The organism is Kitasatospora sp. NPDC056181, from assembly GCF_042266225.1.
Classification (GTDB): Bacteria; Actinomycetota; Actinomycetes; order Streptomycetales; family Streptomycetaceae; genus Kitasatospora.
Genome location: NZ_JBHJUK010000128.1, coordinates 1 through 25,458, shown reverse-complemented (window position 1 = coordinate 25,458; position 25,458 = coordinate 1). Strand labels below are relative to the sequence as shown.

At 75.2% G+C, this 25,458-nt stretch carries 23 protein-coding genes; 12 read left to right on the top strand and 11 right to left on the bottom strand.

What is annotated here, in order from left to right; translation table 11 throughout:
- The 3 genes from ACFC1F_RS33940 to fxsT all read left to right on the top strand — a co-directional run.
- The coding region (locus ACFC1F_RS33940; RefSeq protein WP_376164169.1) for an FAD-binding and (Fe-S)-binding domain-containing protein at nucleotides 1–1,903 on the top strand (1,903 nt) is incomplete at its 5' end.
- A gap of 111 nt (nucleotides 1,904–2,014) precedes the next feature.
- A complete protein-coding gene (locus tag ACFC1F_RS33935) occupies nucleotides 2,015–2,500 on the top strand; it encodes a hypothetical protein (RefSeq protein ID WP_376164167.1) in 486 nt (161 codons plus the stop codon).
- 44 nt (nucleotides 2,501–2,544) lie between these two features.
- Nucleotides 2,545–6,399, top strand: a complete 3,855-nt coding sequence (gene fxsT, locus ACFC1F_RS33930) for an FxSxx-COOH system tetratricopeptide repeat protein (RefSeq protein WP_376164165.1) — start codon at nucleotides 2,545–2,547, stop codon at nucleotides 6,397–6,399.
- Between the two features lie 64 nt (nucleotides 6,400–6,463).
- On the opposite strand, the gene ACFC1F_RS33925 is transcribed toward fxsT, so the two are convergent.
- Complete coding sequence (locus ACFC1F_RS33925) at nucleotides 6,464–7,297, bottom strand: SAM-dependent methyltransferase (protein ID WP_209410632.1); 834 nt, start codon at nucleotides 7,295–7,297, stop codon at nucleotides 6,464–6,466.
- A gap of 216 nt (nucleotides 7,298–7,513) precedes the next feature.
- On the opposite strand from ACFC1F_RS33925, the gene ACFC1F_RS33920 reads away from it, so the two are divergent.
- On the top strand, nucleotides 7,514–7,927 hold the full coding sequence (locus ACFC1F_RS33920) for a PaaI family thioesterase (RefSeq protein ID WP_376164163.1): 414 nt from the start codon (nucleotides 7,514–7,516) through the stop codon (nucleotides 7,925–7,927).
- A 245-nt stretch (nucleotides 7,928–8,172) separates the two neighbouring features.
- On the opposite strand, the gene ACFC1F_RS33915 is transcribed toward ACFC1F_RS33920, so the two are convergent.
- Together ACFC1F_RS33915 and ACFC1F_RS33910 are read right to left on the bottom strand one after the other, a co-directional pair.
- Nucleotides 8,173–8,637 (bottom strand): CBS domain-containing protein, encoded by a 465-nt coding sequence (locus ACFC1F_RS33915; protein WP_148646413.1) that lies wholly within the window; start codon nucleotides 8,635–8,637, stop codon nucleotides 8,173–8,175.
- A gap of 177 nt (nucleotides 8,638–8,814) precedes the next feature.
- The gene (locus ACFC1F_RS33910; protein WP_376164161.1) at nucleotides 8,815–9,765 is read right to left on the bottom strand and encodes a slipin family protein; all 951 of its coding nucleotides are present in this window, start codon (nucleotides 9,763–9,765) and stop codon (nucleotides 8,815–8,817) included.
- Between the two features lie 177 nt (nucleotides 9,766–9,942).
- On the opposite strand from ACFC1F_RS33910, the gene ACFC1F_RS33905 reads away from it, so the two are divergent.
- The gene (locus ACFC1F_RS33905; protein WP_376164159.1) at nucleotides 9,943–10,830 is read left to right on the top strand and encodes a uracil-DNA glycosylase; all 888 of its coding nucleotides are present in this window, start codon (nucleotides 9,943–9,945) and stop codon (nucleotides 10,828–10,830) included.
- Between the two features lie 24 nt (nucleotides 10,831–10,854).
- Here ACFC1F_RS33905 and ACFC1F_RS33900 read toward each other — a convergent pair whose 3' ends face one another.
- Nucleotides 10,855–11,784 carry a CHAD domain-containing protein gene (locus ACFC1F_RS33900; RefSeq protein WP_376164157.1) on the bottom strand — a complete coding sequence of 310 codons (930 nt, stop codon included), beginning with the start codon at nucleotides 11,782–11,784 and terminating at the stop codon, nucleotides 10,855–10,857.
- A 1,254-nt stretch (nucleotides 11,785–13,038) separates the two neighbouring features.
- Between ACFC1F_RS33900 and ACFC1F_RS33895 the strand changes: the two genes are divergently transcribed.
- Nucleotides 13,039–13,224 carry a hypothetical protein gene (locus ACFC1F_RS33895; RefSeq protein ID WP_376164155.1) on the top strand — a complete coding sequence of 62 codons (186 nt, stop codon included), beginning with the start codon at nucleotides 13,039–13,041 and terminating at the stop codon, nucleotides 13,222–13,224.
- Between the two features lie 35 nt (nucleotides 13,225–13,259).
- On the opposite strand, the gene ACFC1F_RS33890 is transcribed toward ACFC1F_RS33895, so the two are convergent.
- Together ACFC1F_RS33890 and ACFC1F_RS33885 are read right to left on the bottom strand one after the other, a co-directional pair.
- A complete protein-coding gene (locus ACFC1F_RS33890) occupies nucleotides 13,260–13,646 on the bottom strand; it encodes a hypothetical protein (RefSeq protein WP_209410510.1) in 387 nt (128 codons plus the stop codon).
- Nucleotides 13,643–13,804: a hypothetical protein gene (locus tag ACFC1F_RS33885; RefSeq protein WP_376164153.1), complete on the bottom strand. Its 162-nt coding sequence runs from the start codon at nucleotides 13,802–13,804 to the stop codon at nucleotides 13,643–13,645. The genes ACFC1F_RS33890 and ACFC1F_RS33885 overlap by 4 nt, the downstream gene beginning before the upstream one ends.
- Nucleotides 13,805–14,613: 809 nt before the next feature.
- Between ACFC1F_RS33885 and ACFC1F_RS33880 the strand changes: the two genes are divergently transcribed.
- The 3 genes from ACFC1F_RS33880 to ACFC1F_RS33870 all read left to right on the top strand — a co-directional run bounded on the left by ACFC1F_RS33880 (nucleotide 14,614) and on the right by ACFC1F_RS33870 (nucleotide 17,048).
- Entirely contained in the window at nucleotides 14,614–15,291 is a 678-nt protein-coding gene (locus tag ACFC1F_RS33880) for a hypothetical protein (RefSeq protein WP_376164151.1), read from the top strand.
- Between the two features lie 190 nt (nucleotides 15,292–15,481).
- Nucleotides 15,482–16,315 (top strand): DsbA family protein, encoded by an 834-nt coding sequence (locus ACFC1F_RS33875; protein WP_376164150.1) that lies wholly within the window; start codon nucleotides 15,482–15,484, stop codon nucleotides 16,313–16,315.
- A gap of 64 nt (nucleotides 16,316–16,379) precedes the next feature.
- Nucleotides 16,380–17,048 (top strand): vitamin K epoxide reductase family protein, encoded by a 669-nt coding sequence (locus ACFC1F_RS33870; protein ID WP_376164148.1) that lies wholly within the window; start codon nucleotides 16,380–16,382, stop codon nucleotides 17,046–17,048.
- 195 nt (nucleotides 17,049–17,243) lie between these two features.
- Here the strand turns inward: ACFC1F_RS33870 and ACFC1F_RS33865 are convergent, their stop codons facing one another.
- The 3 genes from ACFC1F_RS33865 to ACFC1F_RS33855 all read right to left on the bottom strand — a co-directional run bounded on the left by ACFC1F_RS33865 (nucleotide 17,244) and on the right by ACFC1F_RS33855 (nucleotide 19,392).
- Nucleotides 17,244–18,344 carry a serine hydrolase domain-containing protein gene (locus ACFC1F_RS33865; protein WP_376164146.1) on the bottom strand — a complete coding sequence of 367 codons (1,101 nt, stop codon included), beginning with the start codon at nucleotides 18,342–18,344 and terminating at the stop codon, nucleotides 17,244–17,246.
- Nucleotides 18,345–18,411: 67 nt separating this feature from the next.
- On the bottom strand, nucleotides 18,412–18,951 hold the full coding sequence (locus ACFC1F_RS33860; RefSeq protein WP_209410505.1) for a GNAT family N-acetyltransferase: 540 nt from the start codon (nucleotides 18,949–18,951) through the stop codon (nucleotides 18,412–18,414).
- Nucleotides 18,952–18,975: 24 nt separating this feature from the next.
- The gene (locus tag ACFC1F_RS33855; protein ID WP_376164144.1) at nucleotides 18,976–19,392 is read right to left on the bottom strand and encodes an ankyrin repeat domain-containing protein; all 417 of its coding nucleotides are present in this window, start codon (nucleotides 19,390–19,392) and stop codon (nucleotides 18,976–18,978) included.
- Nucleotides 19,393–19,947: 555 nt separating this feature from the next.
- Here ACFC1F_RS33855 and ACFC1F_RS33850 point away from each other — a divergent pair.
- The 3 genes from ACFC1F_RS33850 to ACFC1F_RS33840 all read left to right on the top strand — a co-directional run bounded on the left by ACFC1F_RS33850 (nucleotide 19,948) and on the right by ACFC1F_RS33840 (nucleotide 22,550).
- Nucleotides 19,948–20,142, top strand: coding sequence for a hypothetical protein (locus tag ACFC1F_RS33850; protein WP_148646425.1), 195 nt, complete (start codon nucleotides 19,948–19,950; stop codon nucleotides 20,140–20,142).
- 133 nt (nucleotides 20,143–20,275) lie between these two features.
- Nucleotides 20,276–21,895: a hypothetical protein gene (locus tag ACFC1F_RS33845; RefSeq protein ID WP_376164142.1), complete on the top strand. Its 1,620-nt coding sequence runs from the start codon at nucleotides 20,276–20,278 to the stop codon at nucleotides 21,893–21,895.
- Between the two features lie 280 nt (nucleotides 21,896–22,175).
- A complete protein-coding gene (locus ACFC1F_RS33840; protein ID WP_030396357.1) occupies nucleotides 22,176–22,550 on the top strand; it encodes an RNA polymerase-binding protein RbpA in 375 nt (124 codons plus the stop codon).
- Between the two features lie 255 nt (nucleotides 22,551–22,805).
- Here ACFC1F_RS33840 and fxsA read toward each other — a convergent pair whose 3' ends face one another.
- Both fxsA and lnt read right to left on the bottom strand, forming a co-directional pair.
- Nucleotides 22,806–23,375: an FxsA family membrane protein gene (fxsA, locus tag ACFC1F_RS33835; RefSeq protein ID WP_376164140.1), complete on the bottom strand. Its 570-nt coding sequence runs from the start codon at nucleotides 23,373–23,375 to the stop codon at nucleotides 22,806–22,808.
- A gap of 181 nt (nucleotides 23,376–23,556) precedes the next feature.
- A complete protein-coding gene (lnt, locus tag ACFC1F_RS33830) occupies nucleotides 23,557–25,176 on the bottom strand; it encodes an apolipoprotein N-acyltransferase (protein WP_209410501.1) in 1,620 nt (539 codons plus the stop codon).
- Between the last annotated feature and the right edge of the window lie 282 nt (nucleotides 25,177–25,458).

The following is a 25,458-nucleotide window of genomic DNA, read 5'->3' as shown; positions in this document are numbered from 1 at the left end:
GGGCGCCTGCGGGATCTTCCTGTTGGTCGGTGGCCCCCCCGCGGTGGAGGCCCCCCTGGCCCCCCGGGGGCTCGCGGACGCGGTGCGCCGCGACCCCTCGGCCGCCGTCTCCCTGGTCACCGACGCGGACGAGCAGCGCCAGCTCTGGGGGGTGCGCGAGGCCGGCGCCGGGATCGTCACCCGGCTGCCCGGCGGCGGCGAGGCCTGGCCCGGCTGGGAGGACTCGGCCGTCCCCCCGGAACGCCTCGGCGACTACCTGCGCGACCTGCGGGCCCTGCTGCGCCGGCACAGCCTGCACGGCGTCCCGTACGGGCACTTCGGCGAGGGCTGCGTCCACCTGCGGATCGACTTCCCGCTCACCGAGCCCCAAGGGGTTCTGGTCTTCCGGGAGTTCATGGAGCAGGCGGCCGATCTCGCGGTCTCGTACGGGGGTTCGCTCTCCGGCGAGCACGGGGACGGACAGGCCCGGTCCGAACTCCTGCCGCGTATGTACCGGCCGGAGATCATCGACCTGTTCCGCGGGTTCAAGCAGATCTGGGATCCGGAGAACCTGCTCAACCCGGGCGGCCTCGTCGACCCCCGTCCGATCGACTCCGACCTGCGCCACGCCGGACCGGTACGCGAGCTGCCGCTCGCCCTCCCCTACGAGCAGGACGACGGCAGCCTCGCCAAGGCCGTGCGCCGCTGCGTCGGCGTGGCCAAGTGCGTGGACCCGAACACCGGGGTGATGTGCCCGAGTTACATGGCCACCGGAGAGGAGCGGCACTCCACCCGCGGCCGTGCCCGGCTGCTCGCCGAGATGCTGCGCGGCGGGGCGATCCCGGACGGCTGGCGCTCGCCGGAGGTCCGGGAGGCACTGGACCTGTGCCTCGGCTGCAAGGGCTGCGCGAGCGACTGCCCGGTCCACGTCGACATGGCCACCTACCGGGCCGAGTTCCTGTACCAGCACTACCGGCACCGGCCCCGGCCCGTCCCCCACTACTCGATGGGCTGGCTGCCGCTCTGGCTGCGGGCCGTCGCCCTCGCCCCCGGCGCGGCCAACCTGGTCGCCCGCTCCCCCGCGGCCGGCCTGCTGAAGCGGCTCGGCGGGGTGGACCCGCGCCGGGTGATCCCGGTGTTCCCTCCCGAGACCTTCACCCGCTGGTACCGCCGCCACCGCGCCGCCCACCCGGCCCCGGCGGGCGCGCGACCCGTCCTGCTCTGGCCGGACACCTTCTCCGACCACCTCCAGCCCAACGTGCTGCGCGCCGCCGTCGAGGTGCTGGAACACCTGGGCTTCGACGTCCGGCTGCCGTCCGGCCCGGTCTGCTGCGGCCTCACCTGGTACTCGACCGGCCAGCTCGGCACCGCCCGGCGGGTGATGCGCCGCAGCCTGCGCACGCTGGCCGCCACCGGCCTGCCCGCGGACACGCCGGTGGTCGGCATGGACCCGAGCTGCACCGCCACCCTGCGCGAGGACCTGCCCCGCCTGCTCGGGTCCGACGGCCGCCCGCTCGCCGAACGGACCCGCACCTTCGCCGAGTTCGTCGACGAGTACGCGCCGGACGCCGAACTCCCCCGGGCTCCGGTCGACGCGATCACCCAGACCCACTGCCACCAGCACGCCGTGCTCGGCACCGCCGCCGACCGCCGGGTCGAGGCCCGGATGGGCCTGCGCAACCGGGTACTGGACTCCGGCTGCTGCGGCCTGGCCGGCAACTTCGGCTTCGAGCAGGGCCACTTCGAGGTCTCGGAGTCGATCGCCGAACGCGTCCTGCTCCCGGAGGTCCGGTCCGCCGACCCGTCCACGGTGATCCTGGCCGACGGCTTCAGCTGCCGCACCCAGATCTCCCAACTCGCCGGGGGCCGGCAGTCCCTGCACCTGGCGGAGCTGATGCAACAGGCACTGCACCGGAGTCACTGACGGAACGGATGCGTTGCCCCGACACCCTTTCCCCCGGGGAACCAGTGGAGTTGAATAACCGTCACCTGTTCCGGAACGCGAGGCCGAACGGCGATGAGGGGGTTGCGGGGGATGTTGGTGGAGGGAATGACGGCGCTGGCGGCGGCCGGAGGCGCGGGGATCGTCCAGGCGGCGGGGACGGACGTCTGGACCGCCCTGCGGGAACGCGTGGCCCGGCTGCTGGGCCGCGCCCGCCCGGAGGGCGAACGGGCCGTCCTGGAACGCCTCGACCGGACGCAGGAGGCCCTGGCGGCCGCCGCGCCCGGCGAGCTGGACCAGGTGTCCGGCCGGCAGGCAGCCTCCTGGCAGACCCGGCTGGAGGACTTCCTGGACGAACTCGCCCCGGAGGAACAGGCGCAGGCCGCCGGAGAGCTCCGCGCTCTGCTCGACGAGGCGGCCGCCCCCGAGGCGGCGGCCTCCGTCCGGGCCGAGAACAGCGGTGTGACCGCCGGCCGGGACATCGGCAACCACGGCGGCGCCATCGGCCGCGACTTCGCCGGCCCGGTCACCATCGGCACGCCCGACCGCCCTACCCCGCCGGGAGCGGCCCCGCGCTGACCGCTCCCGGGGCTCGTCCCGGCCCCGCCGCCCCGCACGGCGGCGTGTACAGCCAGCGCGACCTCCTCAACTCGGGCGGTGTGGTGGCGGAGTCCGTCCGCGACGTCCACCTCCACGACCACCGGACCGCCACCGCCCCCGCCCCCACCGCCGTCGCCTGGCCGGTCCAGGTCGGCGCCCTCCCGGCGCTCGCCGACTGCTTCCGCCACCGGCCTGCCGTCGACGGCGCACTCGCCCTCCCCGGCGGGCCCGCCCCGAACGGTACGGCCCCGAGCGGCACGGCCCCGAACGGCACGGCCGGTGTGCACGGTGCAACCGGCGTACCCGGCACGCACGGCGCACCCGGCACGGCCGACCGTCACGGCGCACCCGGCACGCTCCGGTCGGTGGTGCTCAGCGGCCCGGCCGGCACCGGGAAGACCCAAGCCGCCGCCCACCACGCCCAACTCGCCCTCCGAACGGGCGCGGTGGACCTCGTGGTATGGGCAGCCGCGGACAGCGCCGCGTCGATCCGGCACGCCTACGCGACGGCCGCCGACCGGCTGGGCCTCGGGGGCGGGCCGGCGACGGCGGAGCACCTGTTGTCCTGGCTGAACACCACCGGCCGCCGCTGGCTGATCGTGCTCGACGGCCTGGCCGACCCCGCCGACCTGCCAGGCCTCTGGCCCTCCCCGAGCGCCACCGGCCGGGTCGTCGTCACCACCCGCCGGACGGACCAGGAGCTGCGCACCAGCCGGCGCCGGCTGGTCCGGGTCGGGTCCTTCACTCCCGAGGAGGCCGCCGGCCACCTGGCGGACCTGCTGGCCGTACACGACCTGGCCCTGCCCGAAGGGGAGTTGGCCGCACTCACGGCCGGATCCGGCAGCCTCCCCGCCGACCTGGCACGGACCGCCGCCCGGATCGTCGCCGGCCCCGGTGCCCGGGCCGGGCTCCACCCGCGCCGGGGAACCGTCGGCTCCGGCCGGCCCGGCGACTGCGACCTGTGTCGGCTCCCGCCCGAGAACGCCACCATCGCCCTCCTCCACGCCCCCGAGGACTCCCTCTGGGCGCACTGGGCCGAGGCCGTCCTGCGCCGGGCCGGCCTGCACGTCGTCCCGGCGGCGGCCGAACAGACGCTCACCCTGCTCTCCCCCGCGTTCCTGCGCGAGCGCCCGACGCCGGGCGGCCGGTCTCCGGGCTCACCCGACGTCCTCGGGCCGCCCGGCGTCCTCGTGCCGCCCGACGTCCTCGTGCCGCCCGACGGCGGACCCGTCGCGGACCCCGGCCGGGCCGTTGCCGTCCGGATCGAGCCGGTGCCCGTCGACGGCCCGGTGACCGACCTCGTCGGACTCGGCCCCGAGCAGGCCGCGACGGCGCTGCTCGCCGCGCTGGGCATCGCCGACCGGGCACCCGACCTGACGGGCCTGCGTCACCCTGGCTCCGTCCCCGCCCACTTCAAGGTGCCGCCCCGCCATCCGTCCTTCACCGGCCGCCAGGCGGTGCTGGAGCACCTGCACCGGCAGCTCGGCGCCGGGGTGGCAGCCGTCCTGCCCACCTCGCAGACCCTCTACGGACTCGGCGGGATCGGCAAGACCCAGCTCGCCCTGGAGTACGCCCACCGCTACCGGGCGGAGTACGACCTGGTCTGGTGGATCGACGCCGAGCAGACCGAGTCGGTGGCCCTCGCCCTGGCCGGACTCGCCCGGCGGCTCGGTCTGCCCGTCGGCGACTCGGTCGCCGAGGGCGCCGAGGCCGCCCGGGAGGCGCTGGGCCGCGGCATCCCGTCCACGCGCTGGCTGCTGGTCTTCGACAACGCCGACGAACCGGCCGACCTGCGGCCGTACTTCCCCGACGGGCCGGGCCGGATCCTGGTCACCTCCCGCAACCTCGGCTGGACCAGGGCCGCCAGCGCGCTGGAGGTCGACGTCTTCACCCGCCGGGAGAGCACCGAACACCTGCGCCGCCGGGTCCGCGCGCTCCCGGCCGACGACGCCGACGCGGTGGCCGAGGCCCTCGGCGACCTGCCGCTGGCCGTCGAGGTCGCCGCGGCCTGGCTGGACGCCACCGCCATGCCCGTCACCACCTACCTCGCCCGACTCCGGCACGCGCTGTCCGCCGAGGGGGCCTTCGACTACCCGCGCTCGGTGGCCGCCGCCTGGGGCGTCTCGATCGGCCGGCTGCGCGTGCAGTCGCCGGCCGCCGCCCGGCTCCTGCAACTCTGCGCCTACTTCGCACCCGAGCCGATCTCGACCCGGCTGCTCTACAGCGACCGGATGGTCGAGGCCCTCGCCGAGTCCGACCCCGCGGTGGAGGACGCCTTCGCGGTCGCCGCCGCCGTCCGCGCCCTCGGCCGCTACTCGCTCGCGCGGGTGGACCCCGAGGCGGGCGGACTCCAACTGCACCGGCTGGTCCAGGCCGTGGTGCGGGACTCGGTGACCGGGATCGACGCGCAGCTCGAGACCAAGCACCGGGTGCACCGCGTCCTCACCGGCGCCCGGCCCCTCGTCGGCGACACCGACGACCCCGCCAACTGGCCCGCCTTCGAGGAGATCTGGCCGCACCTCTACCCGTCCCAGGCCCACGTCTGCGACGAGTGGGAGACCCGCACCCTGCTGATCGACCGCGTCCGCTACCTGTGGAAGCGCGGCGAGCTGGCGCAGGCCCTGGACCTCGGGCGGTCACTGGAGGAGCTCTGGGTCGAGAAGCTCGGCGAGGACGACCGGCAGACCCTGCTGCTGCGCTTCCAGCTCGCCAACGTGCTGCGGGCGCAAGGCAGGTACGCCGAGGCGCTGGCGCTCGACGAGGCCACCCTGGAGCGCCAGCGGGCCCTGCTCGGCGAGCACCACCCGTACACCCTGATGACGGCCGGCTCGCTCGGCGCCGACCGGCGGGCCCTCGGCCGGTTCCAGGCCGCACTCGACCTCGACCGCGAAATCCTCGACCGGTTCCGCGAGTTGTTCGGCGACGACAACCCGCGCACGCTCTCCATGGCCAACAACCTGGCGATCGACCACCGGCTGGTCGGCGACAGCGAGGCCGCCCGCGAACTCGACCAGGAGACCCTCGACCGGCGCACCGCCGTCCTCGGCCCGCGCCACCCGTACACCCTGTCCACCAAGACCTGCCTCGCCCGCGACCTGTACGAGCTCGGCGACTTCGAAGCCGCGGTCGCACTCCTGCGGGAGGTCATGGCCGACCTCGAAGGCGTCCTGGAGCCCGACCTCCCGGAGCACCTGCGCAACGCCACCCTGCTGGGCGCCGTACTCCGCCGGACGGGGCGGCTGGCGGAGGCCCGCCGGATCACCGACGCGGCCTTCGACCGCTACCAGGAGCGGTACGGCGCCGACGCCCCCGACGCGCTGGCCTGCTCGCTGGGCCGGGCCGCCGACCACAGCGCCGCCGGCGACCACACGGCCGCCCACGACCTGACCGCGCGCGTCCACGCCGCCTACCGGCGGATGTTCGGCGACGAGCACCCGTTCACCCTGGCCTGCGCCAACAACCTCGCCGTCTACCTGCGCCGTGCCGGGGACGGCGGCGCGGCCGCCCGGGTGGGGCGTGCCACGGCGGACGCCCTGACCCGGACGGTCGGGCCGGACCACCCGTTGACCTTGCGCGCGACGGTGAACCTCGCCAACGCCCTGGCCGACGAGGGCCGTTACGGCGAGGCCGGGCGGCTCCACCGCCAAGCGCTCGACGGGCTGGCCCGCCGCCTCGGGCCGGACCACCCCGACGCCCTCGCCTGCGCGGCCGACCTGGCGCTCGTCCTTCTCAAGAGCGCCGACGACCCGGCCGCCGCCGAGCTGCAACGGCAGGCCGCCGCGGACCTCGCGCGCCGCCTCGGCGAGGACCACCCGGAAACTCTCGCGGCCCGTGCACTGCGGCCCCTCGACCGTGTACTGGAGACCCAGCCGATCTGAGGGCGGGGCCGGCGCAGCGCTCGGCATGCCTCGGCGGTCGGCATGCCTCGGCGGTCGGCACGCCTCAGCGCTTGACCGCCACGCCCCCGTACATCGCGATGTCCTGGTCGCGGACCGGGGCGGCGTCCGCGTCGGGCCGCCAGCGGTGGACCAGTGTGACCCCCGGGTCGAGGAGCTCGTAGCCGTCGAAGAAGGCGAGCGTCTCCTGCCGGTCGCGGATCTGCAGCGGGATGCCCCGCGCGTTGTACTCGCGGCCGACACCGCCGACGCCCACCGGGTCGGTGTCACCGGTGAAGACGGTCAGGGCCAGGAAGCTGCCCGGGGCCAGCTCGTCCATGAAGCGGCGCACGATGCCCTGCGGGTCGTCCTCGTCGAGGACGAAGTGGACGATCGCGATCAGCGAGAGCGCCACCGGCTGCGAGAGGTCCAGCACCTCGCGCAGCTCCGGTGCGCCGAGGATGGCGTCGGGGTCGCGCAGGTCGGCGTCGACGTAGCAGGTCCGGCCCTCCTCCGTGCTCGACATCAGGGCCCGCGCATGGGTCAGCACGATCGGGTCGTTGTCGACGTAGGCGACTCTCGCCTCGGGGGCGATGCCCTGCGCGATCTCGTGCACGTTGGGTGAGGTCGGGATGCCGGTGCCGATGTCCAGGAACTGGCGCACCCCGTGCTCCTCCACCAGGTTGCGGACCACCCGCTGCATGAAGGTCCGGGTGGTGCGCATCGAGACCGGCAGTGCCGGCCACGCCTGCACGGAGGCGTGGGCCGCCGTCCGGTCCGGCTGGAAGTTGGTCTTGCCGCCGATGAGGTAGTCGTAGACCCTGGCCGAGTGCGGCACGTCCATCCGCAGATCCACCGTGGGCCAGCGTTCCTCCCGCGTGTTCCGTGACACCCAACCCATGTTCGGCATGCGTCGCCCCTCCCAGGTCGCCCGTCGCGCCGGCGCCGGCCGCCCCGGTGGCAGGCCTGGTGCGTCGTCGTGCGCATGGTAACGGTGACTACTGAACAGGGCTTGCCAGTTCCCGCGTTGAGGGAATCGCCGCGCGGTCGGCCGACGCCGACACGCGCGCCGCACGAACCACTGACACCGGGCTCCCCCGACCGCCAGAATGACGGCATGACGCTGACCACCGCCGAGGCGGACAAGATCCTCGCCGACAACTTCGCCCCCTGGGTCCGGTCGCTCGGCCTCTCGGTGACCGAGACCGGCCCGCGGCACGCCGTGCTGCGGCTTCCGTGGTCCGGGGAACTCGCCCGCGAAGGAGGGGGGTTGTCCGGCCAGGCGATGATGGCCGCCGCCGACACCGCGAGTGTCGTGGCGGTGTCGGCGGCGCTGGGCGGCTTCGGGCCGATGACCACCGTCCAGCAGTCGACCAGCTTCCAGCGTGCCGTCACCGGCCGGGATGTCCTGGTGCACGCCCGGGTCACCAAGCTGGGGCGGCGGATCGCCTTCCTCGACATCACCCTGACCGCCGAGGGCGAGGACGAGCCCGCCGCCCATGCCACCACCGTGTACGCGCTGGCCGGTTGAGCCGCGACGCCGGTCCGGTGCCGTGCCGGTTGAGCCGCGACGCCGGTCCGGTGCCGTGCCGTGCCGGTTGAGCCGGGACGCCGGTCCGGTGCCGTGCCGATTGAGCCGGGACGCCGGTCCGGTGCCGTGCCGATTGAGCCGGGACGCCGGTCCGGTGCCGTGCCGGTTGAGGCTCGGTGCCAACGCCGGTTGAACCCGGTGCCGGCGCCGCTCTGACCCCGACGCCGGCCGAGCCGCGGTGCCGGTCAGACGCCCTGCGGCTGCTGCACCTCCGTCGACCTCGGCTCCTCCTCCGCGCAGACCGCCGAGACGAACTCCGCCAGCCGGGCCTGCGGAAGCCCGCGGGCGATGTCGGCCTCGCTGATCATCCCGACGAGCTCGTGCTCCGGGTGGTTGATCACCGGCAGCCGGCGCACCCGGTACTGCTCCATCACCCGCAGCACCTGCTCGGCGTCCTCGTCCGCCTCCACGGTCATCGGCCGCCCCTCGGCCAGTTCGCCGGCGGTGACCGCCGCCGGGTCGCGGCCCTCGGCGACGCACTTCAGCACGATGTCCCGGTCGGTGACGATGCCCAGCAGCTTCTGCCGCTCACCGCAGATGGGCAGCGCCCCGACGCCTCGTTCCTTCATGATCCGGGCTGCCGTGGCGAGCGTCTCGTGCTCGCGGATGCACTCCGCGCCCGGGTGCATGATGTCGCTGGCTCTGGTCATGATCGGCCTCCTGATGTGCCTGCCCCTGCCACTCCTGCCGGCTTCGGCCGCCGCTTGCCGGATCCCGCTTACTCCATCCTGGTCCGCCCCCACTGGCCCCGCCACCGGGCTCGGGGCCGGTGGCGGGGCCAGGGCCTCGGGGGCAGTCCTCGGGGCCGGTCCTCGGGGCCGGTCCTCCTACGACGGCTCCGGACGGCCCCCGTTCGGCGGCGGGTCCGGCGGCGGGTCCAGCGGCGAGTGCTCCAGCAGCTCCTCCAGCGGCGGCAGTTCGAGCTGCTCGACGGCCGGCAGCCGCAGCTCCTCCGCCGCCGGGCCGACCGCTCCGGCGTCGTCGCCCTCCCCCTTCCGCACCGACTGCCGGTGCACCTCGCCCGCGCTGTCCAGGAACCGCAACAGCTCGACCGGGAAGGGCAGCACCAGCGTCGAGTTCTTCTCCGCCGCCACCTCCACCACGGTCTGCAGCAACCGAAGTTGGAGCGCCGCCGGGGTCGAGCTCATCACCGCCGCCGCCTCCGAGAGCCGGGCCGACGCCTGGAACTCGCCGTCCGCCGTGATGATCCGCGCCCGGCGCTCCCGCTCGGCCTCCGCCTGCCGGGACATCGACCGCTTCATCGACTCCGGCAGGGCGACGTCCTTGATCTCCACCCGGTCGATCTCGATGCCCCAGCCGAGCGCCGGGCTGTCGATCATCAATTCCAGGCCCTGGTTGATCGGTTCGCGGTTGGCCAGCAGGTCGTCCAGCTCGCTCTTGCCGATGATCGACCGCAGGGAGGTCTGCGCGACCTGCGAGATCGCGAAGTTGTAGTCCTGCACGTTGACGGTGGCCTTCACCGGGTCCTCGACCCGGAAGTACACCACCGCGTCCACCCGCACGGTCACGTTGTCACGGGTGATGCCCTCCTGCGCGGGGATCGGCATGGTCACGATCTGCACGTTCACCTTGCGCAGCCGGTCGGCCACCGGCATGAGCATCACCAGCCCCGGGTCCCGCACCTCCTCGCGCACCCGGCCGAAGCGGAACACCACCCCGCGTTGGAACTGCTGCACGACCCGCAGGCTCAGCCCGGCCACGACGGCCGCCAGCACCATGACCCCGACAATGATCCCCACAACCAGATCGACGACCATCACGGCCTCCTCGCGCGCACCAGCGAGTTCCGGCCGTCGCCGTCCCGGCCGGGCCGGGGGCCGCCGGAGCAGCTGATTCCACGCTACGCCTGCGCGGGCGCCGCCGGAACGCGCGGACTCCGCAACCGCGGCCGCCGATGCCCGCAGCGGGCCCCGGAGCGGTCCTAGGATCGACCCATGCCGCAGCCCGCCGCAGCCCACGGCCCCGCCACGGACCCCGACGACCCGCGCCACCCCGCCAGGGACCCCGACGACCCGCGCCACCCCGCCGCGGCCGCCGCCCGGGCCGACGGGCTCGCCGCCCTCGACCGGGTGGTCACCGGCTGCCGGGCCTGCCCCCGGCTGGTCGAGTGGCGTGAGGAGACCGCCCGCACGAAGCGCCGCGCCTACCTCGGCTGGGACTACTGGGCGCGCCCGATCCCCGGCTTCGGCCCGCCCGACGCCCCGCTCGTCCTGGTCGGCCTCGCCCCCGCCGCCCACGGCGCCAACCGCACCGGCCGGATCTTCACCGGCGACCCCTCCGGCGACCTGCTCTACGCCGCGCTGTACCGGCTCGGGCTGGCCAACCGCCCGGAGTCCGTCCGGTACGGCGACGGGCTGGTCCTGGACGGCGTCCGGATCACCGACCCCGTCCGCTGCGCACCGCCCGACAACAAGCCCACCACCGCCGAACGCGACACCTGCCGCCCGTGGATCGTCCGCGAGCTGGAGCTGATGCGGCCCACCGTCCGGACCGTGGTCGCGCTCGGCGGCTTCGCCTGGCAGGCGCTGCTGCCCGCGGTCGAGGCCGCCGGCTGGCTGCTCCCACGGCCCCGGCCCGCCTTCGGCCACGGCGCCCACGTCACCCTGCCGGCCCGCGACGGCGGCCCGCCGCTGGAGCTGTACGGGTGCTACCACGTGAGCCCGCGCAACACGAACACCGGCCGGCTCACCACCCCGATGCTGCGCGACCTGCTCCGCACCGCCGCCCGGTCGGCGGGTCTCGCACCGAGCGGGGAAACCGGCGGTGAAACAGGCGACGAAACAGGCGGCGAATCGGGCGGGGAACCGACCGGGCAGGAGTAGCCCGCCCCGGCGGCCGGACGCTCCTCAGCCGAAACGCGCCAGCTTCCGCCCCGCCGCGCGCTCCCAGGTCGGTCGAAGCTCCCGCCGCGCCGCCGCGCCCGCCGCCAGCTCGCGCTCGTACAGCACGCCGTACCCGAACGGCTCGCCGGACCCGTCCGCGTTCTCCCGCAGCGCGGCCGCCGCGACGACCGCGTCCTGGTGCTCGCCGAGGACGTCCTGCACGGCCTTCATCCGCTCGACGTACCGTTCCGCCGCCTCCCCCGCCACCGGCACCGCCGTCTCCCCGGCGTACCGGGCCCGCTTGGCCGCCTTCCGCGCCTCGTGGAGTGCCTCGTCCCGCGCGGCGCCGTCACTCGCGGCGCCGTCCCGCCTGCCGCTGTCCCGCCCGCCGCCGTCCCGCTCGGGGGCCAGCGCGCGCCGCACCCGCTTCGCCGTCCGCCGCTGCTCCCGTGCCGCGATCCGGGCCAGCTCCGGCCCGGCCCGCCGTGCCGCCCGTCCGCGCAGGGGCGGGTCGGCGAGCAGCACGGCCAGCCCGTCCGCCAGGGCGCGCCGCCGCGGGCTGTCGAGCGCGGCCACGATCTCCGGCCAGACCCGCTGGTACTCCGCCCGCGCCCAGAGCTCCAGCGCCCCCGCCACCCGCTCCGGGCCGCAGGCCGCCGGCAGCTCCCGCGCCCGCCCCACCAGCCGCTCGCCGAGCACCTCCCGGTCCCGCGCCCGCCCGAGTGCGGCCGCCAGCCAGCGCAGTTCGGCCACCAGTTCCTCGGTGGCCCCGACCTCGAACAGCCTCCGGTAGGTGCGCAGCGCACTCCGCAGCCGTCGGCAGGCCACCCGCATCCGGTGCACGGCGTCGGGTTCGTCCGCCCGCACCGCGTCGTCCAGCCCGGCCAGGACGGCGGCCTGCGCACCGATCCGGTCCAGCACCACAGCGCCGACCGTGCTCTCACCTGCACCCATCCGCGCACACCCCCTCTTCGGGGTCCGAGGGTCGTGCCATCGGCGTCCCGCCGTCCGGGCGGCGCGTCCGGGCCCGCCCGGGGAACGCCTTCCAGGCTAGCCCGCCTCGCCGTCCCGAGCCCTGAGCACCGGGCGTTCGGCGGGCCAAACCCCTCGTCGTCGGTAAGCACGACATCGGAAACACCTGCGTACAACCACAGGCGTACGGCCCCGGTCCGACCCGCCGGCCGGGCCTCGGCCCATGGCCGGACGCGCATCGTGGCGGACGGCGACGGCGGACAAGGTGGACCGGCCGCTCAATCGTCAAGACGGGATCGTTTCATGACGATCCGTCACCACCGCGTAAGCACCGCGCCGGCTGACCCTGCCCGCGCCCACCGGCCCGCACCCGTCGGCAAGCACAACCGCGCTGCACCTCACCGACCCCCGGCGCCCCGACGGCTGGGCGCCCACCGCCCGCCCCCGCGAGCTGACGGTCCAGCTCCGGTCCCCGGCCGCCTGCGCCTGCGGACGCCCTCGGGAGCCATGGACCGGGACCGTGGACCGGGACCGCCGAGCAGATCCGTCCGGAGACCGACTTCCTCGGCGTCACCCCGGGCCGGCCGGGCAGGCCGCTCGCCCACGCCCGCCGGGACGTCCCCGCCGAACAACACCGCCTGCCACCCGGTCGTCCTCTACTCACCCGGCTCCCGGGGGACCGGAGCTTCGGCACCGTCCTGGCCGGGGAGCTCGCCTCGCGCGGCCACGTCGTCGCCGCGACCGACCACACCCTCGACGCCGGCGAGGTCGCGTTCCCGGACGAGCGGCTCGACGTCCGCAACACCCCCGCCGCCACGCCATGGCCGACACCCGCCTCGTCCTCGACCGCCGCACCGACCTCGTGGCCGACGACGACCGCGAACTGCTCGACCACGCCGACGGGTGCCCGCTGCCGGGCGGCCGCGGCGCGGCCCTGGACCTCACCTCCGTCGGCTTGTTCGGCCACTCCATGGGCGACGCCACCACCGTCCGGCCCCTCCCCGACGCCCCGCGCGTCCACGCTGGGGCCCCTGGACGGCCCGGTCTTCGGCACCGCGACCGACGGCGTCGACCGCCCCCTGCTGTTCATGGGCGCCGACGACGTGCACCCGGAGCGCGACGCCATGTGGGACGCCCTCTGGCCCCGGCTCGGCTCGTGGCGCCGACAGGTTGCGCTCGCCCGCTCCGGCGATCTCGCCGTCAGCGACTGCTTTCCCGCTGCCGCAGGCCCAGCCCGTGGCGGCCCGGCCCGCCGACCGCCTGGAACGCTTCCTCGGCACCGGCACCGGCACCGGCACCGGCGCCGACGACGACGGCCGTGCCGTGGCCGCGCAGCGGGCGTACCTGACCGCCTTCTTCGACCTCCGGCGCCCGCCACCGCCCGACCGCCCTCTTCGACGGCCCGTCGGCCCGCTTCCCTAAGGTCCTCCTCCGCCGCTGAGCCGGGCACGCCCGCGCTACGGCCGCAGCTGGACCGCCAGGGACATCGTGTAACCGACCAGCGCGGCGAAGAAGCAGACCGCCGTCACGTAGCGCGGGGTGAAGGGCAGGCCCGCCAGGGCGGGGTACAGCAGGACGGCCAGGCCGGCGGCGAGGTCGGCGGCGTAGAGGGCCCGGGGCGGGACCAGGCCGGTGGTGTGGGAGGCCCAGCCGGTGGCGATCAGGAAGCTGGTGAGCAGGATGAAGCCGGAGAGCAGGCCGGAGCCGATGCTGGAGAGGGTGGCGTGCGGTTCGGGCGGGATCTCGCCCTCGGGTACTGCGGGGCGCAGACGGTGGGCGACGGCGAGGCCGGTGACGGCGACCGCGATCGCTCCGACGGCGCTGAGCAGGGGAACGGGGTTCATCGGCGGCTCCGGTGGGTGGGGTGGCCGAGTGCCGCGGTGAGCGCGGCCGGGACGAGGGCGGTGAGGAGCAGGACGGCCGTCCAGGCGGCCGGGTCGAGGGCGGGCGCGGACGGACCGGCTGCGGGTGGCGGCGGCGCGGCGACGACGGTGACGGCCACGGTGGGTGACGGGCCGGGGGGCGGGGCCGCCCACGGCACGGCCGGGGGTTCGGACCGCGCCTCGGACGGGCCTCCGGGTGCTTCGGCGGGCTTCGCCGTCCGGGGCACCGGCGGTGCGGGTGTGGGTGCGGCCGTGGTCCGCGGCGGCACCGGCCGGGCCGGCGACGGGCCGGTCACCGGCGGTGCGTCGACCGTCCGGGGTACGGCCGCCGGCGAGGGCGGGGCCGTGGTCGCCGGCGGCACCGGAGCCGAGGCCGGTGCCGAGGGCGTGGCCGGAGCCGACGGCGCGGCCGTCGGACAGTGCGGCACGTGCGGCACGTGCGGAACGTGCGGAACGTGCGGCGCATGCGGAACGTGCGGAAGGTGCGGCACGTGCGGAAGGTGCGGAGGCTCCGGCAAGTCCGGTAAGTCCGGCAGCACCGGCGGCGGGTGCAGCGTCGGCGGCACGGGCGGCGCGGGCGGCCGGACGGTCGGCGGAGCCGGTACCGCCGGCAGCAGCAGAGTCGGAGCCAGAGTCGGAATCGGGATCAGCGGCGGAGTCGGAATCGGTGTCGCCAGGCCCGTGGCAAGCACGGTGGCCGTGGCCGTGGCATGGTCCATCGCCCGATTGTCGGACCGCTCCCGCCGCCGACGGCAGCCCCTGACGGCCCGTCGGGCCCCCGCGCCGCCGCAAACCCATCCCGCCGGTGAACTCCGCACCGCTCCGCCACGAACGAACGGCCGCCGCCGGGCCATCTGTTCCCCCGGAGCCGGACCGGTCCCGGACGCGCCCTCGTGCCGGATGTAAACGCCGTGACATACTCCGGGACGTGACGACTTCCACCCCAGCGACGAGGGCCCTGCGGGCCGCGGTGTTCACCGCGCTCGCCGTGCCGTTGTCCGCGCTGGGCCAGGTCGTCATCACCGGTCGCCCGCTGCCGCTGAACCTGGTGGCCGCCGCGACCGTCGTCGTCTTCCTGGTGGCGTCCGCGGTGGCCGGCGGGGAGCGGCGGCTGCTGCACATCTCGGCCGTGATGGTCCCGGTCGAGCTGCTGCTCAACACGACCTTCAACCTGGGCCAGGCCGGCTGTGGTCCGGTGCTCGGTGCGGGCCACAGTCCCACCCGCGGCATGAACCTGCTGGTGTGCGGTGGCGGCTCGGTGGACGGGTCGCTGTTCTCCGGGCCGTTGGGGCACGCCGGGCCGGTCGCGCCGGCGGCGACCCAGCTGCTGGTGCTGCTGGTCCACCTGCTGATGGCCCTGGCCGCTGCCGCCTGGCTGCGGTTGGGCGACGCCGCCCTGTCGGGTCTGGCCCGGGCGCTGCGGGCGCTGCGCCAGTCGGTGGCGGCCCCGCTGCGGGCGCTGGTCCTGCTGCTGGCCCCGGCGCCGGTCCGCCCGGTGCTGCGGGTACCGCTGCCGGCCTCGGACCGTCCGCGGCCGCGCCGCGAGGACGTGGTGCTCAGCCCGGCGCCCCGGCGCGGTCCGCCGGTTCCCGCGCCTGCCTGCTGACGACCGGCTTCCGTCCCCCCGCCGACCGACGGCGTCCGACGGCCCGCCCCCGCAGGCAGTGCGCACAACTCCCGCGTTCACCGACAGAGCCCCCTCGTACCCGCGCACGCGCCGGCGCCCCGCGCCGCCGCCGCGCCGAGACGGGCACCCCCGCGCGCAGCTGCGCGCCGCGTACAGGAGTTGACCCACCGTGGCCCAGTCCCACAACACCAAGCCCACCCGTAAGCAGGCCGAGCGGATCAGCGCCCGCGAACGGATCCAGGAGGCACAGCGCCTGGAGCAGCTGGCCGCCAAGCGCCGACAGCGGATCGTGATCGCCGTCTCGGTCGTCGCCGTGCTCGCCCTGGCGGGCGGGACGACGCTGGCGATCACCGCGGCGGACGACGACAAGTCGTCCTCCGCGTCCTCCGAGGCGGCCGAGCCGACCGCGCTGGTCGTGCCGGCCAACGCCGGCGGCCCGAACGGCACGGTGATCACCTACGGCAAGGCGGACGCCGCGCACACCCTCCAGGTCTTCGAGGACTTCCGCTGCCCGGTCTGCAAGAACTTCGAGGCGGCCAACGGCGACGCCGTCAAGAAGCTGGCGGACGACGGCACGGTCAAGGTGGAGTACCACCTGGCCGCGTTCCTGGACAAGAACCTCGGCGGCCGGGGCTCGCGCACCGCGCTCGCCGCCGTCGGGGCCGCGCTCAACGAGGGCGTGGACAAGTTCAAGCAGTACCACGACGTGCTGTACGCCAACCAGCCGGACGAGCGCGAGGACGGCTTCGGCAACGTCAACCACCTGCTGGACCTGGCCGACAAGGTCCCGGGCCTGAAGACGGACGCCTTCGTCAAGGCGGTCAACGAGCGCACCTACGCGCCGTGGGCGGCGAAGGTCGCGGACGCGTTCAACGACAGCGGGGTGACGGGCACGCCGACGGTGAAGATGGACGGCAAGCCGATCACCCTGTTCAGCGGGAACCGCGCGGTGACGCCGGAGCAGTTCACCGCCCAGGTGAAGCAGGCCGCGGGCTTGCAGTGAGCACCACCGGCCCGGCCGAAGTCCCGGCCGGGCCGGCCCTTCCCACCCACCGGAGTGCTCTGCCGTGACCGCCCCGACCGCCGTGAACCCCGTGAACCCCTCCCGTCCCGCCGCCCCCGACGCCGCCCCGCCGGGCGGTGCCCCCGTCGGCGCGGGCCGGGTGTTCTCCCTGTTCGTCCTCCTCGCCGCGCTGATCGGGCTGGCCGCCTCGGCTGTCCTGACCTTCGACAAGCTCCGCATCCTGGAAGACCCGTCGTACATCCCCAGTTGCAACCTCAATCCGGTGATCAGCTGCGGTTCGGTGATGCGCACCGAGCAGGCGGAGGTCCTCGGCTTCCCGAACCCGCTGCTCGGGCTGGCCGCGTTCGGCGCGCTGGCCGCGATCGGCGCCGGGCTGCTGGCCGGCGCCGCGTACCGGCGCTGGTTCTGGCTGGGCATTCAGGCGGGGACCGTGGTCGGGGTCGTCTTCGTGCACTGGCTGATCGACCAGGCGCTGTACGAGATCGGCGCGCTCTGCCCGTACTGCATCGTGGTCTGGGCGACGGTGGTGCTGCTGTGCTGGTACACGACGCTGCACAACCTGCGGACCGGCGTGATCCCGGCCGGGCCGCGGTTGCAGGTGGTCGTGCGTGAGGCCGCCCGCTACCACTGGGCGCTGCCCGTGCTGTGGACGGCGGTGATCGCGCTGCTGGTCCTCAACCGGTTCTGGTACTACTGGTCCACCCTGCTCTGACCGGTCGCCACTTCCCGTGCCGGGCGCCGCCGTGCCCGGCACGGAGTCATCGCAGGAGTCCTGGAGCACGATCACCGACACGGAGGTCGCCAAGAAGTCGGTGACGCAGAGGTTCTTCCCGTCGATGCCCACCGCCACCCCGCGCGGGCCGCCGCCCGGGGACGGGGACGGTGCCCACCACCGCCGGGGCGGGGCTCAGCCGAAGACGGCCCGGCGGAAGGCGTTGCGCAGGTCGGTGAGCGGCTGGAAGTCGCGGTCGTAGTGGACCTTGTTGGTCAGCAGCAGCGCCCAGCGGCCGAGCCGGCGGGAGACCCAGATGCCGGTTCCGGTGAAGCCGTAGTGGACGAAGGTGCCCTCGGCCGGGTCGGTGCCGGCGGCGCACAGCCAGGAGAGGCCGCGGGCGGGCACCAGCCCGCCGGTCTGTTCGCGCAGTGATTCGGCGATCCAGCCGCCGCCCCAGGGCAGTTCGGCCGGCGGATCGAGCAGCGCGGCGAGGAACCGTTCGAGGTCGCGGGCGGTGGAGAAGGCGCCGGCGTTGCCGGAGACGCCGCCGAGGAGCCGGGCCGAGGGGTCGTGGACGACACCCCGCAGCGCGGCGCCGGCCGTCTCCTCGTACTCGGTGGGCGCGGTGCGGGCCGTCGCGGCGGGGCCGAGCGGGCCGTACCGGGTGTCGGTCATGCCGAGCGGCCGCCAGACCTGCCGCTCGGCGAGGACGTCGAGCGGGGCGCCGGCCAGCGACTCGACCAGGTGGCCGAGGAGCACGGCGGCCCGGTCGGTGTACTCGACGGCGGTGCCGGGCGGCCGGTACAGCGGGGCGGCGAGCACGCCGGCCAGGATCGCCGCGCGGTCGCTCCCGTAGAGTTCGGCGAACCGGGTGCGCAGCGGCATCCCCGCTTTATGGGTGAGTAGTTGACGTGCCGTCACCAGACCGGCCGGGTGTCCGGCGGCGGCCGGCCAGTAGTCGCCGAGGGGCCGGTCGAGCGGGAGGCGGCCGGCCTGCCAGAGCGCGCCGGCGCAGGGCCAGAGCGCGACGATCTTGGTGATGCTGGCCAGGTCGAAGACGGTGCCGGTGCCCATCTCCGACCGCGCGTACGGGCCTTGGCCCAGAACTCCGGTGGCGCCGCCGCCGATCCGGCCGCCGGCGTCGCCGACCGACCAGACCGCGCCGGAGCCGACCGCGCGCAGTCCGTCCGCGACCAGCCGCTCCAACTCCCCGCCCGCGGAGGCCAGCATGGGGAGCGGGGCGGGCGTCGGGAGGGGGTGCGGTGGCGTGGTCGCCGGTGCCGTCTCGTCCATGGCCTGCTCCCGCCCCCGCGGCCGCCCCTCGGCCGGTCCGCGGGGAGCCTACCCAGCGGGCGCCCGGTCAGACGGCGGGCGCGCCGCCGAAGTCCTTGCCGAGGCAGATGCTCTGCGGGTGGTCGCGGTAGATGCCGAACTTCCGGATCGGCTGGTACCCCTCGGAGCCGTAGAGGGCGACCGCCTCGGGCTGCTCGGTGCCGGTCTCCAGGATGAACCTGGTCCGCCCGGCCTCGGCGGCGGTCTGCTCCAGCCGGCGCAGCACCGCGCGGGCGAGGCCCCGGCCGCGGGCGGCCGGGACGACGAACATCCGCTTCAGTTCGGCGTCGCCGTCCCGCACGTCGTCCGGGCCGGCCTGCTTGGCCCGCCAGCCGCCGCAGGCGACCGGCTCGTCGGCGAGGTAGGCGATCAGGAAGAGGCCGGCCGGCGGCTCGAAGTCGTCCGGGTGCAGCACGGTGAGGTCGCCGTCGCCGTAGCGGCGGACGTACTCCTCCTGCACCTCGGCGGACAGGCGTTGCGCGTCCGGGTGGGCGTAGCCGGTGACGCGGATCTCTATGGTGTCGCCCTTGCCGTCCTGCTGGACGGCCGTCGCGGTGCTGCTCTCCATGGTGGAAGAGCCTACGGCCTGCGGTCAGCGGGCCTCGAACCGGGCGACCAGCTCGTCCTTGCCGAACATCCGGGCGGTGTCGACGGCGGACGGGGTCCCGGCCCCGGGGTCGGCGCCGCCGTCCAGCAGCACGGTGAGCACGTCCTCGGCGCCCTTGAAGACGGCGCCGGCCAGCGGGGTCTGGCCCCGGTCGTTGGCCCGGTCCGGGTCGGCGCCGCGCTCCAGCAGGACGGTGACGGTGGCGGCGTGCCCGTGGTAGGCGGCGAGCATCAGCAGGGTGTCGCCGCGGTCGTTGGTGAGGTCGGCGGGCGCGCCGGCGTCGACGTAGGCGGCGAGGGTGTCGGAGTCCCCGGCGCGGGCGGCGTCGAAGAGCTTCGCGGCGAGTGCGATCACCTCGGCGTCGGGGGCGTCGGCGTTCTGCTGGCTGGCGGCGTCGGTCATGGCGGGCCTCTCTGGCTGTTTCCGGGTGCCCTCCGGGGGCGCCCGGCGGTCGGGGCCCCGCGGTCGGGTGACCCGCGGGGGTGGTCGCGCCCGTCGCACCGTAACGGCCGGAACGGGCGTGATCCAGCCGGTGTCCGGATTCCGGATGACCGGCGGGCCGGTTTCGCGCGGGCGCCGGGACCGTTGCGCCCGGGCGGCGGGCCCGTTTCGCGCGGGCACCGGACTCGTTTCGCGCGTCCGGCGGGCCCGTTTCACGCGGGCCGTGGGCCGGGATTCCGCCGCACGGGACGGACGCGGGAAGGTTGCGCATCCGTTCGGGCGAACTTCCCGGTGCCCCCGGAAGTCTCCCGCCCCCGCACCGGGAATGCCTCGCCGCGCCGGGAGGAGACGGCGGACCGGCCCGCCCGGGGCGGTTCGCATACCTCCACCAGGCATCCCGGGCGGTAATGCCCGGGAAGACCACCCATTTGCACCGTTCCATCATCTATTACTTTTTGTCACGATTGGGGCACTTTCCGTGACACCGTCCCTGTCCCCCTCCCCGAGGAGCAGAACGTGATCCTCTCGATTTCCGGCATCGTCCTGTTCGGCACCATCGCCTTTCTCTTCTTCCGCCGGGACGGACTAAAGGTCTCCCACGCGATCGTCTGCGCCCTCCTCGGCTTCTACATCGCCGGCTCCTCGATCGCCCCCAGCATCACCGCGGGCGGCGCGAGCCTGGCGAGCCTCCTCGGCGGCATCAAGTTCTAGCGCCCGCCGTCGCCCCCTGACGGCAGGCCCCGGGCCCGGGCGCGGATCCCACCGCCCCCGGGCCCCGTCGTACCGCCCGCCGGTCCCCAACCCTCCGCAACCCGACCGTCCCACTCGCCCGGGGAGTCAAGGAATGCCGCTCAACCGCCACCTCAGCAAGGGCCGCGACCTGGCCCGCACGGCCGGCGACCACGCCTCCGACATGTTCGCGCCGCTCACCGTCATCGGGCGCGGGCTGCGCCACCACGCCGGCTGGGCGAAGGGCCGCTGGCAGGCCACCCCGAAGGAACGGCGCGGGCCGACGGTCTTCCTGGTCGCCGCGATGCTGCTCGGCATCTACCTGCTGCCGCACGGCCTGCTCTTCGCCCTGGTGGCGCTCATGGCCAGCTCCGCCTGGGTCGGCCGGGCCCCCAAGGCACCGCCGTCCCCGCCCGAGCCGGACGTCGCCGACATCAAGCTCTCCGCCCTCTACGCGGCACTCACCCCGTACCTGGCGGGACCGGACGACCTCCACCCGCTCTACCACCACGAGCGCGGCTACAAGGACGCCTTCCGCGCCTGGGAGTTCGACGGCGAGGGCCGGCTCTCCCGGCTGGAGCTGGACTACCCGGCGTACTTCACCGACACCGAGCCCGCCGCCCGGGCCCGGATCGAGCAGGTCGTCCAGGGCAAGGCGGGCCGGGCCCGGGAGTACCGCTTCGACTGGGACGAGGAGTCCAACAAGCTGCGGATCGCCACGCTGGCCCCGCTGCCGACGGACATCGCGGCGCAGCGCTTCGTCGCCGCCCCCGGCGAGATCGTGCTCGGCTTCACCGACGAGGACGGCAGCGCCCGCACCATCCCGGTCGGCCAGGGCGGGGCGACCGTCCAGCAGCCGCCGGTGGTCTGGCGCACCGGCCCGCGTTCCGCCGAGCCGCACCTGCTGGCGCTCGGCGTGACCGGCTACGGCACCTCCAGCCTGATCCGCTCGATCGCGCTCCAGGCGCTCCCCTTCGGCGATCTGGTGGTGATCGACGGCGCGGGCACCGGCGAGCACGCCTGCCTGGTCAACCGGCCCGGCGTGCACACGGTGGAGACCAGCCTGCACGGCGCGCTGGCCGCGCTGGAGTGGGCCGCCCAGGAGACCGAGCGCCGGCTCACGGCGCTGAACGCCGCCCGGCACGCCGGATCGGCGCCGCCCGAGGACGTCACCCGGCCGCTCTGGCTGCTGCTCGACCACCCGACCGAGCTGAGCGAGCTGGCCCACGCCGAGGGCCGCCCGGACCCGCAGGACCTGCTGGAGCTGCCGCTGCGGCACGGCCGCGCCGCCAGGGTCACCGTGGTGATCGCCGACGACGTGGAGGCCCGCGACAGGATCACCCCGACCGTCCGGGCGACCACCCGGGCCCGGGTGCTGCTCGGCCCGGCCGGCCCCGAGGAGGGCCACGCCGCCCTCGGCGCGCCGCTGGACATCGTGCCCGCCGCGCACGCCCCCGCCGGACGCGGCTACGCCCGGATCGGCAACGGCACACCCGTCCGGCTCCAGGTGCCGGCCACCGTCGACCCGCTGGACGAGGAGGCGCCCGCCCAGCTGCGGGACGCGGTGATCTCCCTGCTGCCGCACCGGGACACCCGGACGGAGGCGGCCGCACCGGTGGACGTGCCGCCCCGCCCGGAGGGCCCGCCCCCGGCGCTGCCGGCCGATCCCGGCGCCCTGACGGCCGTCGACCTGGGCAAGGAGCACGCCCCCCTCCGCTTCCGCCCGCTCGCCTGATCGGGCGGCCCGGCACGGGGGCGGCGCCCCGCGCGGAAGGCCGTCCCGGTACGCTCGTCCTGGAAAGGCCGACCGATCACCAGATGTGAAATAGGTGACACCTGGGGTGATATCAGCGGCCAGATGTGACAAATCGGGCGCCGATGGGTACAAACAGGGGCGGCACGACAGACGACGCATGTCCCGGGACGGGAATCTTCGTCGGAAGCCGAGCGTTGACCGAACGACGAAGAACAGCGACCACTAGTCCTGTGGGCCATAAGCCCGGGAGGCACGATTCATGAGCGAGCGAGCTCTCCGCGGCACGCGACTCGGGGCCACTAGCTACGAGACCGACCGTGGTATCGATCTGGCTCCCCGCCAGACCGTCGAGTACGCATGTCAGAACGGACACCGATTCGAGGTTCCTTTCTCGGTCGAGGCGGAGATCCCGTCCGCCTGGGAATGCCGCTTCTGCGGCCAGGAAGCCGTACTTCTCGACGGTGACGAGCCGGAGGAGAAGAAGACCAAGCCCACGCGCACCCATTGGGACATGCTGATGGAGCGCCGGACGCGCGAGGAGCTGGAGGAGGTGCTGGCCGAGCGGCTGGCCGTGCTCCGCTCCGGAGGGATGAACCTCGCGGTACACCCGCGGGACACCCGCAAGAGCGCCTGACCCGGCCCCCGTCACCCGGCGGGAGCACGCGAAAAGGGACCCTGGCCACCAGGGTCCCTTTCGCGTTGCCCGGACCGGTTCGCCGGTCCCTTCAGCGTTGCCCGGACCGGTTCGCCGGTCCCTTTCGCGTTGCCCGGACCGTCTGCTCGGACTGTCCGGGTGACCGGCTGACCCGGGCCACCGACCGCTCCCGGTCACTGCACCGGCTCCGGGGGCGCGTCCGAAGCGTGCGGACCCGGCCCCGGAGCCCCGCGGTCAGCCGTTGATCGGCGGACGGTAGGTGGTGTCGGGCCCCTGCGGGCCGGCGCCGGGCTCGACCACCTCGCCCTGGATCACCTTGCCGTCCGGGCGGTGGATCCGCAGCTGCTCCTGCAGCCGCATCGCGTCCGCGAACGGGTCGGCACCGACGGCGGAGGTGCTGCGCAGCGCCTTCCGGGCGAAGCGGCGTCCGGCCGCCCGCCAGAGCGCCCGGGTCGGCGGGAAGAGCAGGGTGAGCGCCAGGGCGTCCGAGAGGAAGCCCGGCACGATCAGCAGCAGACCGGCCAGCACGGTGAGGCTGGTGCCGGTCTGCGGCTGCTGCGGCTTGAGGTCCCGGCTCTGGTCGATCGCCGCCGACAGCGCCTTCAGCCCGGCCCGCTTGATCAGCCAGCCGCCGATCAGCACGCCGGCCAGGAGCAGCAGCACCACGGTCAGGCCGCCCAGCCACGAGCCCACCTGGACCAGCAGCCAGATCTCCAGCACCAGCCAGGCGGTGATCAGCAGCGGCACGACCCGCCGGAGCTTTCCGCGCGGGGCCGGACGGGCGGGGGCGTCTTGCTGGGTCACGGTACGAATCCACTCCATGCGGTGCTCTGCGCGCCGCACGGGAGGTCCGGGCCGGCTACGGCACCACCTGGTCCAACGATCCGCCGGCTGCGCGTGTTCCGGCGGCCGGCCCGCCCCGGGCCGCGCGAAGGGCCCGGGCCGGAGGGGTCGGGCCAGGGCGGGCTGGCCCGGGCCGGAGGGATCAGGCGGACTCGGAGCCGGTCGGAGGTGCCACCCGCCGACGGCGGCCGGCCAGCAGCGCCGCGCCGCAGGCCAGCAGACCGCCGACGGCCAGCGTCCACTCGGGCACGGCGCCCACGCGGTCGGCCACCGTGGTGCCGTCGCGCAGCGGGACCACGGCGGACAGCTGGGCCGCGGTCAGCTCCTCGGTCTGCTGCTGCACCGTGCCGTCGGGGGCGATGACGGCGCTGATGCCGCTGGTGGCGGCGATCAGTACGGCCCGGCCGTGCTCCACGGCGCGCAGCCGGGACATCGCGAGCTGCTGCTCGGGCTGGCCGGTCTTCGCGTAGGTGGCGTTGTTGGTCTGGACGACCAGCACCCGGGCGCCCTGGTCCACGGTGTCGCGGACGATCTCGTCGTACGCCACCTCGAAGCAGATGACGTCGCCGATCCTGGCCGGGCCGAGCTGCATGACGCCGTTGTGGTCGCCGGGGTAGAAGTCGCGGGCCACCCGCTGGAGCCGGGTGATCACCTTCATCAGCTGGTCGCGGAACGGCACGTACTCGCCGAACGGCACCGGGTGCTGCTTGGTGTAGGAGGCGCCCGGGCCGGTCTTCGGGTCCCAGACGATGCCCTCGTTCTGGACGTGCTGCTCGTCCGGGCCGTCGACCAGGGTGCCGACCAGGGTGGGCACGCCGACCGAGCGGACGGCCTCGTCGATGCGCTGGTAGGCGAGCGGGTCGCTGAACGGGTCGAGGTCGGAGGAGTTCTCCGGCCAGATCACGATGTCCGGCTTCTCGGCCTTTCCGGCCTTGATGTCGGCGGCGAGCTTCTCGGTGGCGGCGGCGTGGTTGTTGAGGACCATCATCGGACGGCCGAGGAAGTCCATGCCGGGGTTGGGCACGTTGCCCTGGATCAGGGCGACCTTGACGGTGTCGGCTGCGGCGGTGGGCACCGGGACCAGGTAGCCGGCCAGCAGGGCGGCGACGGCGCCGAGCGCCGCCAGCGCGGCGGTCTTCGGCGCCCGGCGGGGGCCGCGCGTCCGCAGCGCCGCCCAGCCGAGCAGGGCGCCGGAGAGGGCGACGGCGAAGGTCACCAGCGGGGCGCCGCCGAGCGCGGCGAGCGGGGTGAACGGCGTCGCGGTGTTGGCGAAGGCGAGCCGGCCCCAGGGGAAGCCGCCGAGCGGCAGCCGGTCGCGGGCCCACTCCTGGGTGACCCAGAGGCAGGCCGCCCAGAGCGGCCAGCCGGGCAGCCGGGACGTGAGCGCGAGGCCGACCCCGAGGAGGGCCAGGAAGAGCGCCTCGACGACCGAGAGGCCGATCGTGGCGTCCCAGCCGACCACCCGCAGCCAGCTCAGCAGCAGCAGGAAGAACGGCAGGCCGAACGCGAAGCCCGTCCAGGCGGCCTGCCGGGCGGTGCGGCCCAGGGTGAGCAGCGAGAACGCGGCGACGCCCACCAGCGAGAGCGGCCAGAGGTCGAACGGCGGGAAGGCGAGGGCGAGCAGGAGTCCCGCGAGCACCGCCAGCCCGGTGCGGGGCAGCCCGGCCCGGATCCTGGCGAGCACCCGCGCCCGCCGCCCGGGCGAGGACGCCTCGTCGGGTGTCTCGGGTGCGGTCCCGGACCGCTCCTGGGTGACGGGCATGGCCACCGGCGCACCATCTCTCTCGGTGCCGCCTCGCGGAGGTACGGGGACGGCTGTTCGGACGCTGTCCGAAGAAGGTACCCCGGAATGTCACCCGACCGTGAGGTCGGGTTGGCCCGGGCCGCCCCCGGTGCGCGAACGGGCGGGGCCCGGCGCGCGGTCGGACCGGGCCCGGTGCGCGGGAGGGCCGGGCCGGGGCGGGAGGGCCGGGGCCGGTGCGGGAGGGCCGGGGCCGGTGCGGCGGCGGGGCCGGTGCGGCGGCGGGGCCGGTGCGGCGGCGGG